Genomic DNA, 17,298 nt, shown 5'->3' with positions numbered 1-17,298 from the left:
CCCGGTGCGCGAGGCCGGCACATCGTCACCCGCACAAGACTGATGTACGGTCCACTCACATGCGTACCAGACACCTTGTGGCGCTGACGCTCGCCACGGCCGCCTCCCTGGCGGCCGTGCCCGCAGCATCCTCCGCGGCCGCCGCCACGCCCGCGAACTCCCGTACCACCGCGGCGCACTGCCCGCAGCTCTCGAAGAAACTGAAGTGGCACGGTGACAACCGGGCCAAGCTCCAGCGGATGATCGACGAGCGCGGGCGCTGCGCGCACCCCCACCTCGGACACGGCGGGAAGCGCCCGGTCGCCGCCTTCGACTGGGACAACACCATCACCAAGAACGACGTGACCGACGCGACCATCGCCTGGTCGCTTCGGCACGACAAGATCCTGCGCCCCAAGAGCTGGAAGTCCACCAGCAAGTGGATGACCGACGCCGCGCACCGCGCGCTCACCAAGGCCTGCGGCACGAAGGTCCCCGTCGGCGCGCCGCTGCCCACGTCCACCGACACCGACTGCGCGGACGAGATCTTCGAGATTCGCGAGGACGGCAGGACGATGAGCGGCGCCGCCGCCTTCGCCGGGACGTGGGACCACCGCCACACCGTCCCGCAGTACGCCTGGGTACCGCAGATCTTCGCCGGGCACACCGTCCCCGAACTGGAGTCGTACGCCGCGAAGGCCCGCAAGGAGGCGCTCGCCGCCCCCGTCGGCGCCACGCAGACCGTCGGCACCCACGAGATCCCCGGCTACGTGCGCTACTACGACCAGCAGCGCGACCTGATCCGCACCCTCAAGAAGGCCGGGTTCGACGTCTACATCGTCTCGGCGGGTTCCGAGCCGGTCACCGAGGTCTGGTCGAGGAGCGTGGGCATCGACCGCGCCCACACCGTCGCCATCCGTTCCGTCCTGGACCGCCGTGGCCGCATCACGACCTGGAACCAGGGCTGCGGGGGAGTGCCCGCCAACAAGGGCGAGGCCATCCCGTACATCGACGGCAAGCGGTGCTGGATCAACCAGGAGATCTACGGCGTCAAGGGCGAGGCGGCCTGGCAGAAGCAGGACCGCGCCCACCGCATCGCGCTCGGCGGCGGTGACGCCGACACCGACGTGACCTTCGTCGGCGACGCCACCGGCGCGCACCTCGTGCTCAACCGCAACAAGGCCGAGTTCATGTGCCGCGCGTACGACAACGCCGACGGCCGCTGGGTCGTGAACCCGATGTTCATCGAGCCGCTGCCGCGCAAGTCCGGCGCCTACCCGTGCTCCACCGCCGCGTACAACGAACACGACGGCGCCAAGGGCCCGGTCCGGCACGCCGACGGCTCGGTCGTGCCCGACCAGCGGGACTCGGTGTACTGACCTCCGCGCCACGTCCTACAGTTCCGGGATGAGCATGTCGCCTCCGCCCGGCTGGTACCCGGACCCGCACCAGAGCGCCGTCGAGCGCTGGTGGGACGGGACCGCGTGGACCGAGCACCGGCGTACCCCCGAGGTTCCCCAAGCGGCCCCGGCGGCGCAGGGCTTCGGCCCCGCGCCCGACCCCGCCGCGACGGCGGTGATGGCGCCGGCGTCCTCCGGCGGCGGCCGCGCGAAGATCCTCGCGCTGGCCGCCGCCGGAGTCGTGCTCGTCGCGTCGATCGTCACGGGCGTCGTCGTCCTCGGCAAGGACGACGACGGCCCCGGGGCCGTGGCCGCGCCGAGCACGGAGGCGGAGACCGGTCCCGCGCCGACCCCCACGGAGAAGGAGACGCGGTCCCCGACCGCCGACCCCGACCCGGACACCCTGGTCGACGACCTCAACGGCATCACGCTGCCCGTGCCGAAGGGCTGGGAGAAGGACGACGACACCGTCGGCGGCGGCGCGACGATCCAGACGCCCGACATCGTCGACTGCCCCGGCGACTCGGGCCTCTGCCGCCACGGCACGGTCACCTCGAACACCGCCACCGGCACGAACGAGACCGACCCCAAGGCGCTCGCCCTCGGAGACATCGAGGACGCGGCGGAGGCCGCCTACGACAAGGACAAGCTCGACCGGCAGCCCTACGGCGGCGTGACCGGCCACGAGCAGGTCAAGGCGGGCCAGGTGGCGGTCGCGGGCCGCGCGGGCTACTACGTGCGCTGGCGCGTCCACACGGCGAAGGGACCGGGCGGCTACGTCCAGTCCCTCGCGTTCGCCTCCAGTGTCGGCTCCGAGTCGATGATCATCGTCCGCTTCGCCGTCGGCGCGGCCGACGGCGCCCCGCCCGTCTCCGACATGGACGAGATCACGGCCGGCATCCGGTCCGTGGACGACAGCGAGTCGAGCGGCGGTGTGGGAAGCGGGGTCACGCCCGCGCCGTGACGGGGCGCCGAGGCGCCGTCAGAGGAAGGTGTGCCCCTCGCCCCGGTAGGTCGGGACGCTCGCCGTGACGGTGTCCCCCTCCACCAGGCGCAGGGTGGCGAAGCGTTCGCACAGCTCCCCGGCCTTGGCGTGCCGGAACCATACCTTGTCGCCGATCCGCAGATCGTCCGCGGCCGGTCCGCGCAGCGGGGTCTGCACCTCGCCCGCGCCCTCCTGCGGGTCGTACCGCAGCCCCTCGGGCAGGTACGGCGCCGGCGAGCGGTCCGGGCCCGCGACCCCCGACGCGGGGTAGCCGCCGCCGAGCACCGTCACGACGCCCGGTCCCGGCCTGCGCACCACGGGCTGGGCATAGAGCGCCGCCGGACGCCCGTGGAAGGACGTGTAGTTGTCGAAGAGACGCGGCACGTAGAGACCCGACCCGGCGGCGATCTCCGTCACCGCCCGCTCGGCCGCGGTGTGCTGCACGCTGCCCGTGCCGCCGCCGTTCACGAACTCCAGGTCACCGGCGGCCTCGCGGACCGCCGCGATGGTCCGCGCCCTGCGCTCCGCCAGCTCCTTGCGGGCCGCCGCCTGCATCAGCCTGATCGCCCGGGAGCGCGCGGGCCGCCCCTCCACCGCGTCACCGACACCGGCCACATGACCCTCGTACGCCATGACGCCCACGAGCCGGAACCCGGGCCGCCGGGCGATGGCGCGGGCCAGGGCGGAGACCTGCGCGGGCGAGTGCAGCGGGGAGCGCAGGGCGCCGACGCGCACATGGCCGCCGAGGGCGCGCAGGGAGGTGTCCAGTTCGAGGCAGACCCGGATCTCCTCGCGCCCGCCGCCCCGCGCCTCGTCGATCAGCCGGAGCTGGGCGGGGTCGTCGACCATCACGCTGACCCTCGCGGCGAGCTTCGGGTCGGCGGCGAGTTCGGCGAAGCCGGACCGGTCGGCGGAGGGGTAGGCGAGCAGCACGTCGTCGAAGCCGGAGCGGGCCAGCCACAGGGACTCGGCGAGCGTGAACGACATGACCCCGGCGAAACCGTCGCGGGCCAGGACCCGTTCGAGCAGGGCCCGGCAGCGGACGGACTTGCTCGCGACCCGGATCGGCTTGCCGCCGGCACGGCGCACCAGATCGTCGGCGTTGGCGTCGAACGCCTCCAGATCGACGATCGCGACGGGGGCGTCGAGGTGCGCGGTGGCCCGGTCGTAGCGGGCCCGGTCTGCGGCGAGGGCAGTCATGGGCGAAGCCTGCCAGACACGATTACCCGAGGGTAGGGGGAGGATCCGGGCAGATCACCCGGCGGCGCGAACCGGTTCCCGCGCGGCCCGCGTCTGCCCGTAGAGTGACGCGCACGGAGCCTCGCCGGGCCGAGCGCTCCGGCACCGGAGCGCGAGGAGACGGGGGAGCATGAGCACGGAGGCGCGTCGCACCCCGATCCCCCCGGCCCCCGCCACGCCACCCCTCCCGACGCTCCCGCCGGAACCCCCGCCGCCCCCGTCGGCCCGCTTTCCCGACGTGCGCCCACCGGTGGACGAGGACTGGCTCCTGAACGCCCCGTGCCCCACGGAGGAAACCCCCGCCGACGCGGCACACCCCCCGGTGCCCGACGCCCCGGCCGGACCCACCCCTGACGCGGGGGCACCCCCCGTTCCCTCGGCGCGTTTTCCCGACGCTCGTCCGGTGGTTGTGGAGGTTCCTCGTCAGGCCGTTGAGGGTCCGGGCGTCGCGGCTGGGGGTGCGGGCGGGGGTGAGGTCGGTGCGGTCACCGAGGCGCCCCCCGTTCCCTCGGCGCGCTTTCCCGACGCTCGTCCGGCGGTCGTCGGCGTTCGTCCGGTGGACGTCGACGGTCCGGACGACGGCGACGATCGCGCCGCCCGCATAGAGGATCTCCTCGCTCCCTTCGAACGCGTCCGCACGCCCCGTGAGGCGCCGCCTCCGCCGCCCCCGGCGTCGGCCCGGCTGCCCGACGCGCCCCCGGAGGCGCCGACCGGTGACGCCGTCAAGGCGTCGGCGCGCCCCGCCGTGCCGCCGCAGCCGTCCGCCGAGGCCGTCACCCCCGCCGAGACCGAGGTGCCGACGCCCGAGGAGACCACCGCCGCCCCGCGGCCCGCCGCCGATGACGCGCCCCCGCGCGGCGACCGGTCCCGCGCCACCGCCGCCCGGCGTGCCGTCGGAGCCGTCGACCTGACCCCGGGGCCGGGAGCGGGACGCCCCTTCGTCGTGCTCGCGCCGCCCGCCCTGTACGACGGCACCACCACCCGGCAGCGCCGCGTCGGCGCCTGGGCGCGCCCCCGCGTGGCCGCCGCCGCGGCCTGCGCGGTCGTCGGGCTCGGCCTCATCGGCGGCGCGGTGACCGGCAGTTGGCTGACCGGCGAGTCCGCGGCGAGCGGCAGCGACCGCAGCGCCTACGAGGTCACCGGCGCGCTCTGGCACAGCGTCCCCGTGGACCGGCTCTTCCCGCCCACCCTCAAGGGCGGCGGCGCGGGCCCCGGCGGCGCCGACCGCTCCTGGACCCGCATCGCCGTCGCCCCCGACAGCGGCTGCCGGGCCGCCCTCGACCCGCTGCTCGCCAAGGCCCTCGCCCCGGCGGGCTGCCTGCGGCTGCTGCGCGCCACGTACGCCGACGCCACGCGCAGCCATGTCACCACGGTGGGACTGATGTTCGCCAAGGCGGACGCCGACGCCATGCGGGCGCTGCGCGAGCGCGTCACGGAGGAGGGGCTCGACCGGCGCGCCGACCTGATGCCCCGCACCTACGCCGCCGACGGCACGCTCGCCGAGGACTTCGGCGACGCCCAGCGCGCGGCCTGGACGCTGTCGGTGCTGCCGGACGCGCCCGTCATCGCGTACGCCGTGTCCGGCTTCGCCGACGGCAGGGCCGCCACCAACCCCGAGCCCGCCGCCGAGGCGATGAACGGCAACGACTCCGCGCCCGCCCAGTCGGGCCTCGGCCACGAGGCCAAGGGCATCGCCGACCGCGTCGAGCGCGGCCTGCGCAAGACGATCGCGGACGCGGAGAAGGACGCATGAGGATCACCGGGCCCCGGCGGGGGCGACGGCGCGCCCGGCGGGCCCTCGTCACCGCGCTCGCCGCCACACTGGTGCTCGCCCCCGCGGCCACCGCCCGCGCCGACGACGGCATCCGCGTCCAGCAGTGGGGCCTCGGCGCCATGCGCACCGACCAGGTCTGGCAGACCACCAAGGGCGGCGGCGTCACCGTCGCCGTCCTGGACACCGGCATAGACGACCAGCACCCGGACCTCGCGGGCAACGTCCTCGAAGGCAAGGACATGGTCGGCTTCGGCGCCTCCCGCGGCGACCGCCCCTGGGCCCGGCACGGCACCGCCATGGCGGGCATCATCGCGGGCCACGGACACGGCGTCGGCCGCGGCGACGGCGTGCTCGGCGTCGCGCCGGAAGCGAAGATCCTGCCGGTCCGCGTGATCCTGGAGGACGGCGACCCCGCCCGCAAGAGGGCGCGCAACACCCGTGGCAACGCCCTCGCCGACGGCATCCGCTGGGCCGCCGACCACGGCGCGGACGTCATCAACCTCTCCCTCGGCGACGACTCCAGGTCCGCCCACCCCGAGCCCTCCGAGGACGCCGCCGTGCAGTACGCCCTGAAGAAGGGCATCGCCGTCGTCGCCTCCGCGGGCAACGCGGGCGAACGCGGCGACCACATCTCCTATCCGGCCGCCTACCCCGGCGTGATCGCCGCCACGGCCGTCGACGAGCAGGGCGCCCGCGCCTCCTTCTCCACCCGCCGCTGGTACGCCACGGTCGCCGCGCCGGGCGACGACATCGTCATCGCCGACCCCGACCGCAAGTACTACGAGGGCTGGGGCACCAGCGCCGCCGCCGCCTTCGTCTCCGGCGCGGTCGCCCTGATCCGCGCCGAGCACCCGGACCTCGCGCCCGCGCAGATCAAGCGGCTCCTGGAGGACACCGCCCGCGACGCCCCGCCCGGCGGCCGTGACGACGCCCGCGGCTTCGGCCTCATCGACCCCGCGGCGGCCCTCGCCCGCGCCGGGAAACTCACGCCGGACAAGCTGCGGGCCGCGGCGTACGGGGAGACGTACTTCGGCCGGGGCCCCGACGCCCACCGGCGCGACGACGACCCCGCGGCCTGGGTGGGCCCGGTCGCGGGCGTCCTCGGCGTCGCCCTGCTCGCGGCGGCGGTCCACCTGTGGCGAGGCCGCCGCCCCTCCCCGACGGGGCGCGGCCCGAAGCCGCCCCTGTGACACGGGTCGCCGCCCGTGTGAGCGGGCCCCGGCCCGGCCCACCTGCCGCCACGGCCCCCGCCTGGCCTCTGTAGGGTCGGACCGTGGCGAACAAGAACATTCCCGACCCCGGTTTCTCCGACGACGACGGGTCGGCCGACCCCGCGCTCGCCGCGGCGCTCGCCGCCTGGTCGAAGGACCGCACGGCCCACGTGCCCGTCCTGAAGGCCCTCGCGGGAGCACGGCTCCTCGTCCCCGTCGTCGCCGTGCTCGGCGAGGTCGAAGAGGACGGGCAAGAGGGGAGCGAAGCTCCGCATGAGGGCGGCGGTGGGAGACGGGGGGGCGGCCTGCGCCGTGAGAAGACCAGCGACATGGCGGTGCCCACCCTGAAGGCCGGCGACCGCAAGGCCCTGCCCGCCTTCACCTCCACCGAGGCCCTCGCCCTGTGGGACCCGGCCGCCCGCCCGGTCGCGGTCCCCCTGCACCAGGCGCTCCAGGCCGCCGCCCACGAGCAGGCCGACACCATCGTCCTCGACCTCGCGGGCCCCGTCCCCTACGAACTGGGCAGGACGGCGCTGCTCGCCCTCGCCGAGGGCCGCGCCGACGCGGACCCGCTGGCCGACCCCGCCGTGCGCGAGGCCGTGCGCGCGGCCGTCGCCGCCGAGCCCGCGGTGGTCAGGGCCCACCTCGGCCCCGGCTCGTCCGACGGCATCCTGGCGCTGGTCCTCGACGCCTCCGCCGAGCCGGCCGAGGCCGCCGGGCGTGTGGCGCGGCTCATCGCCGCCGACGAAACACTGAGGGCCCGCCTGGTGCGCGGCCTCGACCTGGCACTCCTGCCGGCCGAGGCGACGCCACCGGGCGAGCCCCTCTACGTACGCACGGTCTGAGACCGCGCAGCCCGGCTCAGCCGAAGACCGGGCCCGTGTACTTCTCGCCGGGGCCCTGGCCCGGCTCGTCCGCCACGATCGACGCCTCGCGGAAGGCGAGCTGCAGGGACTTCAGGCCGTCCCGCAGCGGCGCCGCGTGGAAGGAGCTGATCTCCGTGGCGCTCGCGTCCATCAGACCGGCCAGGGAGTGGATCAGCTTGCGGGCCTCGTCGAGGTCCTTGTGGCCCTCGCCGCCCTCGGCGAGGCCGAGGTTCACGGCGGCGGCGCTCATCAGGTGGACCGCCACCGTGGTGATCACCTCGACCGCCGGGACGTCCGCGATGTCACGGGTCATGGTGTCGAAACTGGGGGAGTCACCCGCGGGGGACTCGGGGGTGGGGGTCGTGTCGCTCATGTCCCACACGATAAGCCGCGGCGGGAGCGGACCCCGCGCCGGGCGCTGGGGCCCCATGGGTTCGCCCCACCCCGGCGGAGCTGCTAACCTTGTGTAACGACCGGCCGGACACCCGTGTGCCAACGCACGAGGATCCGGCCCACAAGTGGAGGCTCCGTTCTCCCACCTGACCGCTCCCCGGAGCGGCGGGTCACCGGTCAGGCGGCCGAAGTCCCCAGGGCTTCGGGTCGCCCGATGTGCGCCCCGCGATCACCGCGGAGGTGCTCCGGTAGTACATGGAGCCCCTTCAGTGATCGGTCGGGGCATTTTTTGTGGCTCCGCGCGGTTGGTCGAGTTAACAGACGTAACGCGGCTGTCCGCCAGACGGTCGCGTGGTGCTACCGAGGAGGATCCATCAGCGCCGAGCCCCGCATCAACGACCGGATTCGCGTTCCCGAGGTGCGACTTGTCGGCCCCAGCGGCGAGCAGGTCGGAATTGTTCCGCTTGCCAAGGCCCTGGAGCTCGCGCAGGAGTACGACCTTGACCTGGTCGAGGTCGCGGCGACCGCCCGGCCGCCCGTGTGCAAGCTCATGGACTACGGGAAGTTCAAGTACGAGTCGGCCATGAAGGCCCGTGAGGCGCGCAAGAACCAGGCGCACACGGTCATCAAGGAGATGAAGCTCCGGCCGAAGATCGACCCGCACGACTATGACACCAAGAAGGGTCACGTCGTCCGGTTCCTCAAGCAGGGCGACAAGGTCAAGATCACGATCATGTTCCGTGGTCGCGAGCAGTCCCGCCCCGAGCTGGGTTTCCGACTGCTGCAGCGTCTCGCTTCGGACGTCGAGGACCTCGGGTTCATCGAGTCGAACCCGAAGCAGGACGGCCGAAACATGATCATGGTTCTCGGTCCGCACAAGAAGAAGACCGAGGCGATGGCCGAGGCCCGTGAGGCCCAGGCGGCCCGTAAGGCGGACGCGAAGGCCAACCCGGGCCGCTCGCAGAACTCCGCCGAGGGTGAGGAGCACGACGAGGCTCCCGCCGAGGCCCCGGCCGAGGCTCCCGCCGAGGCCTGATCCCCCGGACGCGAGTCCAGGGGATCGCCAACTGACACATATGGCTCCCGGATGCCCGGTTTCACGACCGGGCATCGGAGTGCCACTGACGAGGAGAGAACGGCGCTATGCCGAAGAACAAGTCGCACAGCGGTGCCAGCAAGCGCTTCAAGGTCACCGGCTCCGGCAAGGTGCTCCGCGAGCGCGCCGGCAAGCGCCACCTGCTCGAGCACAAGTCGTCCCGTCTGACGCGTCGCCTCACCGGCAACGCCGAGATGGCCCCGGGCGACGCCAAGAAGATCAAGAAGCTTCTCGGCAAGTGAGCCGGGGCGCGCACCGCGCGCCCGAGCTCTGACCGGGACCCAATCGATATCGGGTCGTGTGAGTCCAACCACGGCCCCGCTGCAAGGAGTTAACAAGTGGCACGCGTCAAGCGGGCAGTCAACGCCCACAAGAAGCGTCGGGCGATCCTCGAGCAGGCCAGCGGCTACCGCGGCCAGCGTTCGCGCCTGTACCGCAAGGCCAAGGAGCAGGTCACCCACTCCCTGGTCTACAACTACAACGACCGCAAGAAGCGCAAGGGCGACTTCCGTCAGCTGTGGATCCAGCGCATCAACGCCGCTGCCCGCGCCAACGGCATCACCTACAACCGCTTCATCCAGGGTCTGAAGGCCGCCAACATCGAGGTGGACCGCAAGATCCTCGCGGAGCTCGCCGTCAACGACCAGAACGCGTTCGCCGCGCTGGTCGAGGTCGCGCAGAAGGCTCTGCCGTCGGACGTCAACGCGCCCAAGGCCGCCGCCTGAGCCGTGCGTCTCTGAGCGCCCCCCGGACCCGTAGGCCACCCTGTGGCTTGCGGGTCCGGGTGCGTCCGCCGTCTTTTCCCGCGGGCCGGTGGGGGCTTGTCGCGCAGTTCCCCGCACCCCTGACGGGGCCCTCCTGCCCGCGCCCCTTACGGGGCCCCACATCCCCGAAGGTGAGTTCATGCCCGCCGCTCCTGAGTTGATCTCTCCCAAGTCGCCCCGTGTGAGTGCCGCGCGGCGGCTGGCCAAGCGGAACTTCCGGGGGAAGGAGCGGCTGTTCCTCGCCGAGGGACCGCAGGCCGTGCGGGAGGCCGCGGGGCACGCGGAGACGCTCGTCGAGCTGTTCGCCACCGTCGACGCCGCCGAGCGGTACGCCGACATCGTGGGGGAGGCCCGCGCCGCCGGAGCGCGCGTCCACCTCGCCGACGAGGACGTCATCGCCGACATCTCCACCACCGTGACCCCGCAGGGCCTCGTCGGGGTCTGCCGGTTCCTCGACACCCCGTTCGCGCGCATCCTCGCCGCGCGGCCGAAGCTCGTCGCCGTCCTCGCCCACGTACGCGACCCCGGCAACGCGGGGACCGTGCTGCGCTGCGCCGACGCGGCGGGCGCCGAGGCGGTCATCCTCACGGACGCCTCCGTGGACCTGTACAACCCCAAGTGCGTACGGGCCTCCGTCGGGTCGCTGTTCCACCTCCCGGTGGCCGTCGGCGTACCCGTCGAGCAGGCCGTGCAGGGGCTCAAGGACGCCGGCGTGCGCATCCTCGCCGCCGACGGCGCGGGCGAGGACGACCTCGACACGGAGCTCGACAAGGGCGCCATGGGCACCCCCAGCGCCTGGGTCTTCGGCAACGAGGCCTGGGGCCTGCCGGAGGAGACCCGTGCCCTCGCCGACGCCGTGGTGCGCGTGCCGATCCACGGCAGGGCCGAGAGCCTCAACCTCGCCACGGCCGCCGCCGTGTGCCTCTACGCGTCCGCCCGTGCACAGCGTGCCGCCGGAGGGTGCCGCTCCGTCACATCGAGCTAGTAGTGTGACGGGCTCGGGGGCCATCCCCATCTCCGCGGTCGCTCCCCCATGTTCTCGGTTCCGCTCGGATGTTCCGGTTCCGCTCGAACAGAGGGAGGCCGCCGAGCAGGGAGGCATCCGCACCGGAAGTGCGAGAGGCGGAGTACGGGGAATGAGCGTCGGCACGAGCAGAGCACCGGGAGCACCGGACGTCGTCCGTGCCCGCGCGGACCGCGACGGTTCCGGTGACCTCGGCGGCCTCGGCCTCGACCCCGACGAACTGCCCGACGGGCTCGTCGTGGCGGACGAGACGGGCCGGATCATCTGCTTCAACGCGGCGGCGGCGCGCATCACCGCCGTCCGCGCCGACGAGGCCATCGGCACCCCCCTGGAACGCGCGCTCCCTTTGGAGGACCTCGAAGGCCGCCGCTGGTGGCAGCTGACCGATCCCTACGGAGGCCTCGCCATCCGCGTCGGCCAGCCCGAGCGGAACCTGCTGCTCCCCGGCGGCCGTGAGGTCCTGGTCTCCGCCCGCTACCTGCGCACCCACCGCACCGGACCCGTGCGCCGCGTCGTCGTCTCGCTGCGGGACACCGAGGCCCGCCGCCGCACCGAGCGCAGCCACGCCGAGCTGATCGCCACGGTCGCCCACGAGCTGCGCTCCCCCCTCACCTCCGTCAAGGGTTTCACGGCGACGCTGCTCGCCAAGTGGGAGCGGTTCACCGACGACCAGAAGAAGCTGATGCTGGAGACCGTCGACGCCGACGCGAACCGCGTCACCCGGCTGATCGCCGAGCTCCTCGACATCTCCCGCATCGACTCCGGGCGCCTGGAGCTGCGCCGCCAGCCCGTGGACATCGGCGCGGCCGTCGGGCGGCACATCCAGTCCCACGTCGCGTCGGGCCAGGACGCCGACCGCTTCCTCCTCCGGGTGCAGCAGCCGCTGCCCGACTGCTGGGCGGACCCCGACAAGATCGACCAGGTGCTCAGCAACCTGCTGGAAAACGCGGTGCGCCACGGCGAGGGAACCGTCACCATTGGGGTGGCGCCCTCCTCCTCGCCGCGCGAGCGGGGCGGCGCCGAGACCGCCGTGACCGTGAGCGACGAGGGTCCCGGCATTCCGGAGGAGTCGATGGGACGCGTCTTCACCCGCTTCTGGCGGGGCAGCAAGCGCGGCGGCACGGGACTGGGGCTGTATATCGTGAAGGGCATCGTGGAGGCGCACGGCGGGACGATCACCGTCGGCCGCGCGCCCGGCGGCGGCGCCCAGTTCCGATTTACGTTGCCCGTGGGGGCCCCGGCGTATCTCCAGTAGGACGCCGCGAGCGGCCCGCGGGCTCATTCGTTCACCACACCCCCGTTAGACTCGGTCGTTGGCACTTTGTGTCCCCATGTCCGGGACAGCTTGTCTCCGAGTTGTTGACGGGGACCCATCCGCCAGCCAATCGGAAGCACGGGAAGAGATGTCGGCACCGAACAAGTCGTACGACCCTGTTGAGGTCGAGGCACTGAAACCTGAAGAGATCGAGCGCATGCGGGACGAGGCGCTCGCCGCCTTCGCCGCCGCGGACACGCTCGACGCGCTCCAGGAGGCCAAGGTCGCGCACACCGGCGGCACCTCGCCGCTGGCGCTCGCCAACCGCGAGATCGGCGCGCTGCCCCCGCAGGCCAAGGCCGAGGCGGGCAAGCGCGTGGGCATGGCCCGCGGCGCCGTGAGCAAGGCGCTCGCCGCCCGCCAGGCCGAGCTCGAGGCCGAGCGGGACGCCCGGGTCCTGGTCGAGGAGGCGGTGGACGTCACCCTGCCCCACGACCGCACCCCGGCCGGCGCCCGCCACCCGCTGACCACGTTCATGGAGCGTGTCGCGGACGTCTTCGTCGCCATGGGCTACGAGGTCGCCGAGGGCCCCGAGGTCGAGGCGGAGTGGTTCAACTTCGACGCCCTGAACTTCACGCCCGACCACCCGGCCCGGCAGATGCAGGACACCTTCTTCGTCCAGGGCCCCCAGGGCGCCGACGCCGGGGGAGAGTCCGGCGTCGTACTGCGTACGCACACCTCGCCCGTGCAGGCCCGCGCGCTGCTCGAACGCCGTGAGCCGCCGGTCTACATCGTCTGCCCCGGCCGTGTGTACCGCACGGACGAGCTGGACGCGACGCACACCCCGGTCTTCCACCAGATCGAGCTGCTCGCCGTCGACGAGGGCCTCACCATGGCCGACCTCAAGGGCACCCTCGACCACATGGTCCAGGCGCTCTTCGGCGCTGACATGAAGACCCGGCTGCGGCCGAACTACTTCCCGTTCACCGAGCCGTCCGCCGAGATGGACATGGTGTGCTACGTCTGCCGCGGCGAGTCCGTGGGCAACCCCGACCGCCCCTGCCGCACCTGCGGCAGCGAGGGCTGGATCGAGCTCGGCGGCTGCGGCATGGTCAACCCCAAGGTGCTCACCGCCTGCGGCGTCGACCCCCAGAAGTACAGCGGATTCGCCTTCGGGTTCGGCATCGAACGGATGCTGATGTTCCGCCACAACGTCGAAGACATGCGAGACATGGTCGAGGGTGACGTCCGGTTCACCCGGCCGTTCGGGATGGAGATCTGATGCGGGTCCCGCTTTCCTGGCTGCGGGAGTACGTGGACCTCCCCGCCACCGAGACCGGCCGTGACGTGCAGGCCAAGCTGATCGAGGTCGGCCTCGAGGTCGAGACCGTCGAGCAGCTCGGCGCCGGCCTGAAGGGCCCGCTCGTCGTGGGCAAGGTCCTCACCATCGAGGAGCTGGAGGGCTTCAAGAAGCCCATCCGCTTCTGCACCGTCGACGTCGGCTCCGCCAACGGCACGGGTGAGCCGCAGGAGATCGTCTGCGGCGCCCGCAACTTCGCCGTCGGCGACAAGGTCGTCGTGGTCCTGCCCGGCGCCGTCCTGCCCGGCGACTTCGCCATCGCCGCCCGCAAGACGTACGGCAAGACCTCGCACGGCATGATCTGCTCCGGCGAGGAGCTGGGCATGGGCGACGACGGCTGGGGGTCCCCCCGGACGGAGTCTGGGGGAGGCATCATCGTGCTGCCGCCCGAGCACGAGGCCGGCACCGACGCCATCGAGCTCCTCGAGCTCGTCGACGAGGTCCTGGACATCGCCGTCACCCCCGACCGGGGGTACGCGCTGTCGATGCGCGGCGTCGCCCGCGAGACCGCCACCGCGTACGGGCTGCCGCTGCGCGACCCGGCGCTCCTCGACGTCCCCGCGCCGAACTCCTTCGGCTACCCGGTCAAGATCGACGACCCGATCGGCTGCGACCGCTTCACCGCGCGCACGGTCACGGGCCTGCGGCCCGAGGCCCGCTCGCCGATCTGGCTCAAGCGGCGCCTGCAGAAGGCCGGCATGCGCCCCGTCTCGCTCGCCGTCGACATCGCGAACTACGTGATGCTGGAGCTGGGCCAGCCCCTGCACACGTACGACCGCTCCCAGATCCAGGGGACGATCGGCGTGCGCCGGGCCGGGCAGGGCGAGAAGTTCACGACGCTCGACGGCGTCAAGCGGGTCCTCGACGCCGAGGACCTGGTGATCACCGACGACCGCGGGCCCATCGGCCTCGCGGGCGTCATGGGCGGCGCCAACACCGAGATCGCCGACCACGACTCCGAGGGCGCCACCACGGACGTCGTCATCGAGGCCGCGCACTTCGAGGCGCTCTCCGTCGCCCGCACCGCGCGCCGCCACAAGCTGGGCTCCGAGGCCGCCAAGCGCTTCGAGCGCGGCGTCGACCCGCAGGCCGCGTCGGCCGCCGCGCAGCGCACCGTCGACCTGCTGGTGCTGCTCGCGGGCGGCACCGCCGAGGCGGGCGTCACCGAGGTCATCGCGCCGACCGCGCCGCGCACGATCACCATGCCCGCCGACCACCCCGACAGGGTCGCCGGTGTGGTCTACGGCAGGGAGACCGTCGTACGCCGTCTCCAGCAGGTCGGCTGCGACGTGTACGGGCAGGACGACCTGACCGTCACCGTGCCGTCCTGGCGGCCCGACCTCGCCGAGCCGAACGACCTCGCCGAAGAGGTCATCCGCCTGGAGGGGTACGAGAACCTGCCCTCCACGCTGCCCAAGCCCCCCGCGGGCCGCGGCCTCACCGAGCGGCAGCGGCTGCACCGCAGGGTCGGCCGCGCGCTGGCCGGGGCCGGTTTCGTGGAGGCGCTGAGCTACCCCTTCATCGGCGAGGGCGTCTTCGACCAGCTCGGCCTGGCCGCGGACGACCCCGCGCGCCGCGTCGTGAAGCTGGCCAACCCGCTCTCCGACGAGGAGCCCGCCCTCCGTACGACGCTGCTGCCGGGGCTGCTCTCCGCGCTCCGCCGCAACGACGGCCGGGGCAGCCACGACCTCGCCCTGTTCGAGACCGGGCTGGTCTTCCTGCCCCGCGAGGAGCTGAAGGTCGCGGGACGGCTCCCCGTCGACCGGCGGCCCACCGACGAGGAGATCGCCTCCCTCACCGAGGCGCTGCCCGTCCAGCCCCGGCACGCCGCCGTCGTCCTCGCGGGCGCCCGCGAGCAGGCCGGCTGGTGGGGCAAGGGCCGCCCCGCGGACTGGGCGGACGCCGTAGAGGCGGCGCGTACCGTCGCCCACGAGGCGGGCGTCGAGCTCATCGTGGAGCAGGGGCAGTACGGCCCCTGGCACCCGGGCCGCTGCGCGGAGCTGCAGGTCGTCGTCGACGGCGCCGCCGTCCGCGTCGGCCACGCCGGTGAGCTGCACCCGCGCGTCGTCAAGGCGCTCGGCCTGCCCGCGCGGACCTGCGCGATGGAGCTGGACCTGGACCGGGTGGAGCAGGCCGGCGACGGCGTGCTCCGGGCGCCGCGGATCTCCACCTACCCCGTGGCCACCCAGGACGTCGCGCTGGTCGTCGACAAGGACGTGCCGGCCGCCGTGGTCGAGCGCTGCCTCACCGACGGCGCGGGCGACCTCCTGGAGTCCATCCGGCTGTTCGACGTCTTCGAGGGCGAGCAGCTCGGCGCGGGCAAGAAGTCGCTGGCGTACGCGCTGCGCTTCCGCGCGGCCGACCGCACGCTGACCGTCGACGAGGCGTCGGCGGCCCGTGACACGGCCGTCGCCCTGGCGGCCGAGCGCACGGGCGCGGTGCTGCGCGGAGCGTAGCCACCGCACGCACCGCGAGACGCGCGCCAGGCGCTAAGAGGGGCTTATCCGCACTGCCGGATAAGCCCCTCACTCATTTGAGTGACTACAGAACGCACTATGGCTCGATAGGCCCATCCGATGGTCAGAATCGATCCGGCCGTGGGGGCCTACCTGCGCGCCGTACACGGTCCTGATGAGGGGGCGTCGGCATGATGCGGATCAAGGCTGGGTCTCCCTGCCGGGCACTGCTCCGGGCCGGGGCGAAGGGTGCGCGCCGGGGAATCCGCCGCAGGGTGCGCCGCACGGGCGAGACCGCCGTGGCCCGGCCGCTCACCGAGGACCGGCGGTCACGGCCGCGATGGGTGCGTGGCCTCGGCCTGCCGACCGGCTGGGGCGCCGTCGCCGTCACGTACAAACTGGCCTGTCCGCTCGCCCAGCAGGACGGTCTCGAGGCGCGGATCGTCAGCAGCGCCGTCTTCCTCGCCGTCGGGACCGGGCTCGTCGTGCACGTCCGCAGGGCGCTGCTGCGGGAACTGCGGGAGCTGCGCGAGGTCGCGGGCGCCGCGCAGAACGTCCTCCTCCGGCCGCTGCCGGCCCGCGTCGCCGGGCTCGCCCTGGCCGCGGGCCGCCTCTCCGCGTCCCGGGGCGCCACGGTCGGCGGTGATCTGTACGAGGTGGCCGCCACCGACCACGGCGTCCGCGTCGTCATGGGCGACGTCCGGGGCCACGGCCTCGCCGCCATCGGCACCGTCGCCGCCGTCCTCGGCAGCTTCCGCGAGGCCGCGCACGACGAACCCGAGCTGCCGCTGGTGATGCGGCGCCTGGAGCGGACCCTCGGCCGCCATCTCAGGGAGAAGGCACGCGCCGAGCATCCCGCGAGCGGCGGCCCCGCGCCGGAGGTCCCGCCTGCCGAGGACTTCGTCACCGTACTGCTCATGGAGATCGGCAAGGACGGCGAGATCTCCGTGCTCAACTGCGGGCACCCCTGGCCGCATCTGCTGAGCGGACACGCGCGGCCCCTCGTGGAGGCCGATCCGCTGCCGCCGCTCGGCCCCTTCCCGCTCCCCGCCGAGCTGGCCGCGCTCTACGCGGGCCGGCTGCTTCCGGGGGAGACGCTCGTCCTGCACACCGACGGCATGGAGGACGCGCGGGACGCGGCGGGAGCCTTCTTCCCGCTGCGGGCGAAGCTCACCGAGGCCGCCCGCGCCAGACCGCTCACCCCGCAGAGCCTCGTGCAGGAGGTCTACGCCCAACTCCTGCGGCACACCGGCCGGTTGCCGTGCGACGACGTGACGCTGCTCGCCCTGCGCAACGACCGCACGAGGGTGCCCGCGCAGCATCCGGAGCCCGGACGGCACGCCGGCACCCTGCGGTGACCCGTCGGGCGAGGGGAGACGGCGCGCGCCGCCCGCCCCGCCATGGAGTTGTCGGGCAGACGGCGGGACGGACGGCGCCCATGGGGGCCGCCGCACTGTACGAGGGGGGAGCCGGCGGCCCGGCCGGCCTCCTCAACT

The 17,298-nt window shown here is 73.6% G+C and carries 15 protein-coding genes; 13 read left to right on the top strand and 2 right to left on the bottom strand.

Annotated elements, in window-relative coordinates; genetic code table 11:
* Positions 1-59: 59 nt before the first annotated feature.
* A complete protein-coding gene (locus tag DCW30_RS20615) occupies positions 60-1,358 on the top strand; it encodes an HAD family hydrolase (protein WP_076687053.1) in 1,299 nt (432 codons plus the stop codon).
* Between the two features lie 28 nt (positions 1,359-1,386).
* Positions 1,387-2,343 carry a DUF2510 domain-containing protein gene (locus DCW30_RS20610; RefSeq protein ID WP_103557524.1) on the top strand — a complete coding sequence of 319 codons (957 nt, stop codon included), beginning with the start codon at positions 1,387-1,389 and terminating at the stop codon, positions 2,341-2,343.
* 18 nt (positions 2,344-2,361) lie between these two features.
* Here DCW30_RS20610 and DCW30_RS20605 read toward each other — a convergent pair whose 3' ends face one another.
* A complete protein-coding gene (locus DCW30_RS20605) occupies positions 2,362-3,564 on the bottom strand; it encodes an amino acid deaminase/aldolase (protein WP_076687055.1) in 1,203 nt (400 codons plus the stop codon).
* Between the two features lie 595 nt (positions 3,565-4,159).
* On the opposite strand from DCW30_RS20605, the gene DCW30_RS20595 reads away from it, so the two are divergent.
* The 3 genes from DCW30_RS20595 to DCW30_RS20585 all read left to right on the top strand — a co-directional run bounded on the left by DCW30_RS20595 (position 4,160) and on the right by DCW30_RS20585 (position 7,433).
* Complete coding sequence (locus tag DCW30_RS20595) at positions 4,160-5,356, top strand: hypothetical protein (protein ID WP_237283457.1); 1,197 nt, start codon at positions 4,160-4,162, stop codon at positions 5,354-5,356.
* Complete coding sequence (gene mycP, locus DCW30_RS20590) at positions 5,353-6,567, top strand: type VII secretion-associated serine protease mycosin (RefSeq protein WP_076687056.1); 1,215 nt, start codon at positions 5,353-5,355, stop codon at positions 6,565-6,567. Before DCW30_RS20595 ends, mycP begins: the two co-directional genes overlap by 4 nt.
* A gap of 83 nt (positions 6,568-6,650) precedes the next feature.
* Positions 6,651-7,433, top strand: a complete 783-nt coding sequence (locus DCW30_RS20585; RefSeq protein ID WP_076687057.1) for an SseB family protein — start codon at positions 6,651-6,653, stop codon at positions 7,431-7,433.
* A 16-nt stretch (positions 7,434-7,449) separates the two neighbouring features.
* On the opposite strand, the gene DCW30_RS20580 is transcribed toward DCW30_RS20585, so the two are convergent.
* A complete protein-coding gene (locus tag DCW30_RS20580) occupies positions 7,450-7,827 on the bottom strand; it encodes a DUF1844 domain-containing protein (protein WP_062779364.1) in 378 nt (125 codons plus the stop codon).
* Between the two features lie 393 nt (positions 7,828-8,220).
* Between DCW30_RS20580 and infC the strand changes: the two genes are divergently transcribed.
* From infC to DCW30_RS20535, 8 genes are all read left to right on the top strand, one after another.
* Positions 8,221-8,883 (top strand): translation initiation factor IF-3, encoded by a 663-nt coding sequence (infC, locus tag DCW30_RS20570; protein ID WP_198504946.1) that lies wholly within the window; start codon positions 8,221-8,223, stop codon positions 8,881-8,883.
* 107 nt (positions 8,884-8,990) lie between these two features.
* On the top strand, positions 8,991-9,185 hold the full coding sequence (gene rpmI / locus DCW30_RS20565; protein ID WP_007829094.1) for a 50S ribosomal protein L35: 195 nt from the start codon (positions 8,991-8,993) through the stop codon (positions 9,183-9,185).
* 96 nt (positions 9,186-9,281) lie between these two features.
* A complete protein-coding gene (rplT, locus tag DCW30_RS20560; protein ID WP_062779369.1) occupies positions 9,282-9,668 on the top strand; it encodes a 50S ribosomal protein L20 in 387 nt (128 codons plus the stop codon).
* Between the two features lie 178 nt (positions 9,669-9,846).
* Entirely contained in the window at positions 9,847-10,692 is an 846-nt protein-coding gene (locus DCW30_RS20555; RefSeq protein ID WP_062779371.1) for a TrmH family RNA methyltransferase, read from the top strand.
* A 151-nt stretch (positions 10,693-10,843) separates the two neighbouring features.
* Positions 10,844-11,986 (top strand): sensor histidine kinase, encoded by a 1,143-nt coding sequence (locus DCW30_RS20550; protein ID WP_076687059.1) that lies wholly within the window; start codon positions 10,844-10,846, stop codon positions 11,984-11,986.
* Between the two features lie 148 nt (positions 11,987-12,134).
* Complete coding sequence (pheS, locus tag DCW30_RS20545) at positions 12,135-13,268, top strand: phenylalanine--tRNA ligase subunit alpha (RefSeq protein WP_076687060.1); 1,134 nt, start codon at positions 12,135-12,137, stop codon at positions 13,266-13,268.
* Positions 13,268-15,802, top strand: a complete 2,535-nt coding sequence (gene pheT, locus DCW30_RS20540; RefSeq protein ID WP_076687061.1) for a phenylalanine--tRNA ligase subunit beta — start codon at positions 13,268-13,270, stop codon at positions 15,800-15,802. The genes pheS and pheT overlap by 1 nt, the downstream gene beginning before the upstream one ends.
* A gap of 275 nt (positions 15,803-16,077) precedes the next feature.
* Positions 16,078-17,160, top strand: a complete 1,083-nt coding sequence (locus DCW30_RS20535; protein ID WP_373569049.1) for a PP2C family protein-serine/threonine phosphatase — start codon at positions 16,078-16,080, stop codon at positions 17,158-17,160.
* Positions 17,161-17,298 lie beyond the last annotated feature (138 nt).

Origin of the sequence: Streptomyces alfalfae, assembly GCF_004127445.1 — a bacterium.
Classification (GTDB): Bacteria; Actinomycetota; Actinomycetes; order Streptomycetales; family Streptomycetaceae; genus Streptomyces; species Streptomyces alfalfae.
Note: the sequence above shows the minus strand (reverse complement) of the source record. Positions and strands in the feature narration are given on the sequence as shown.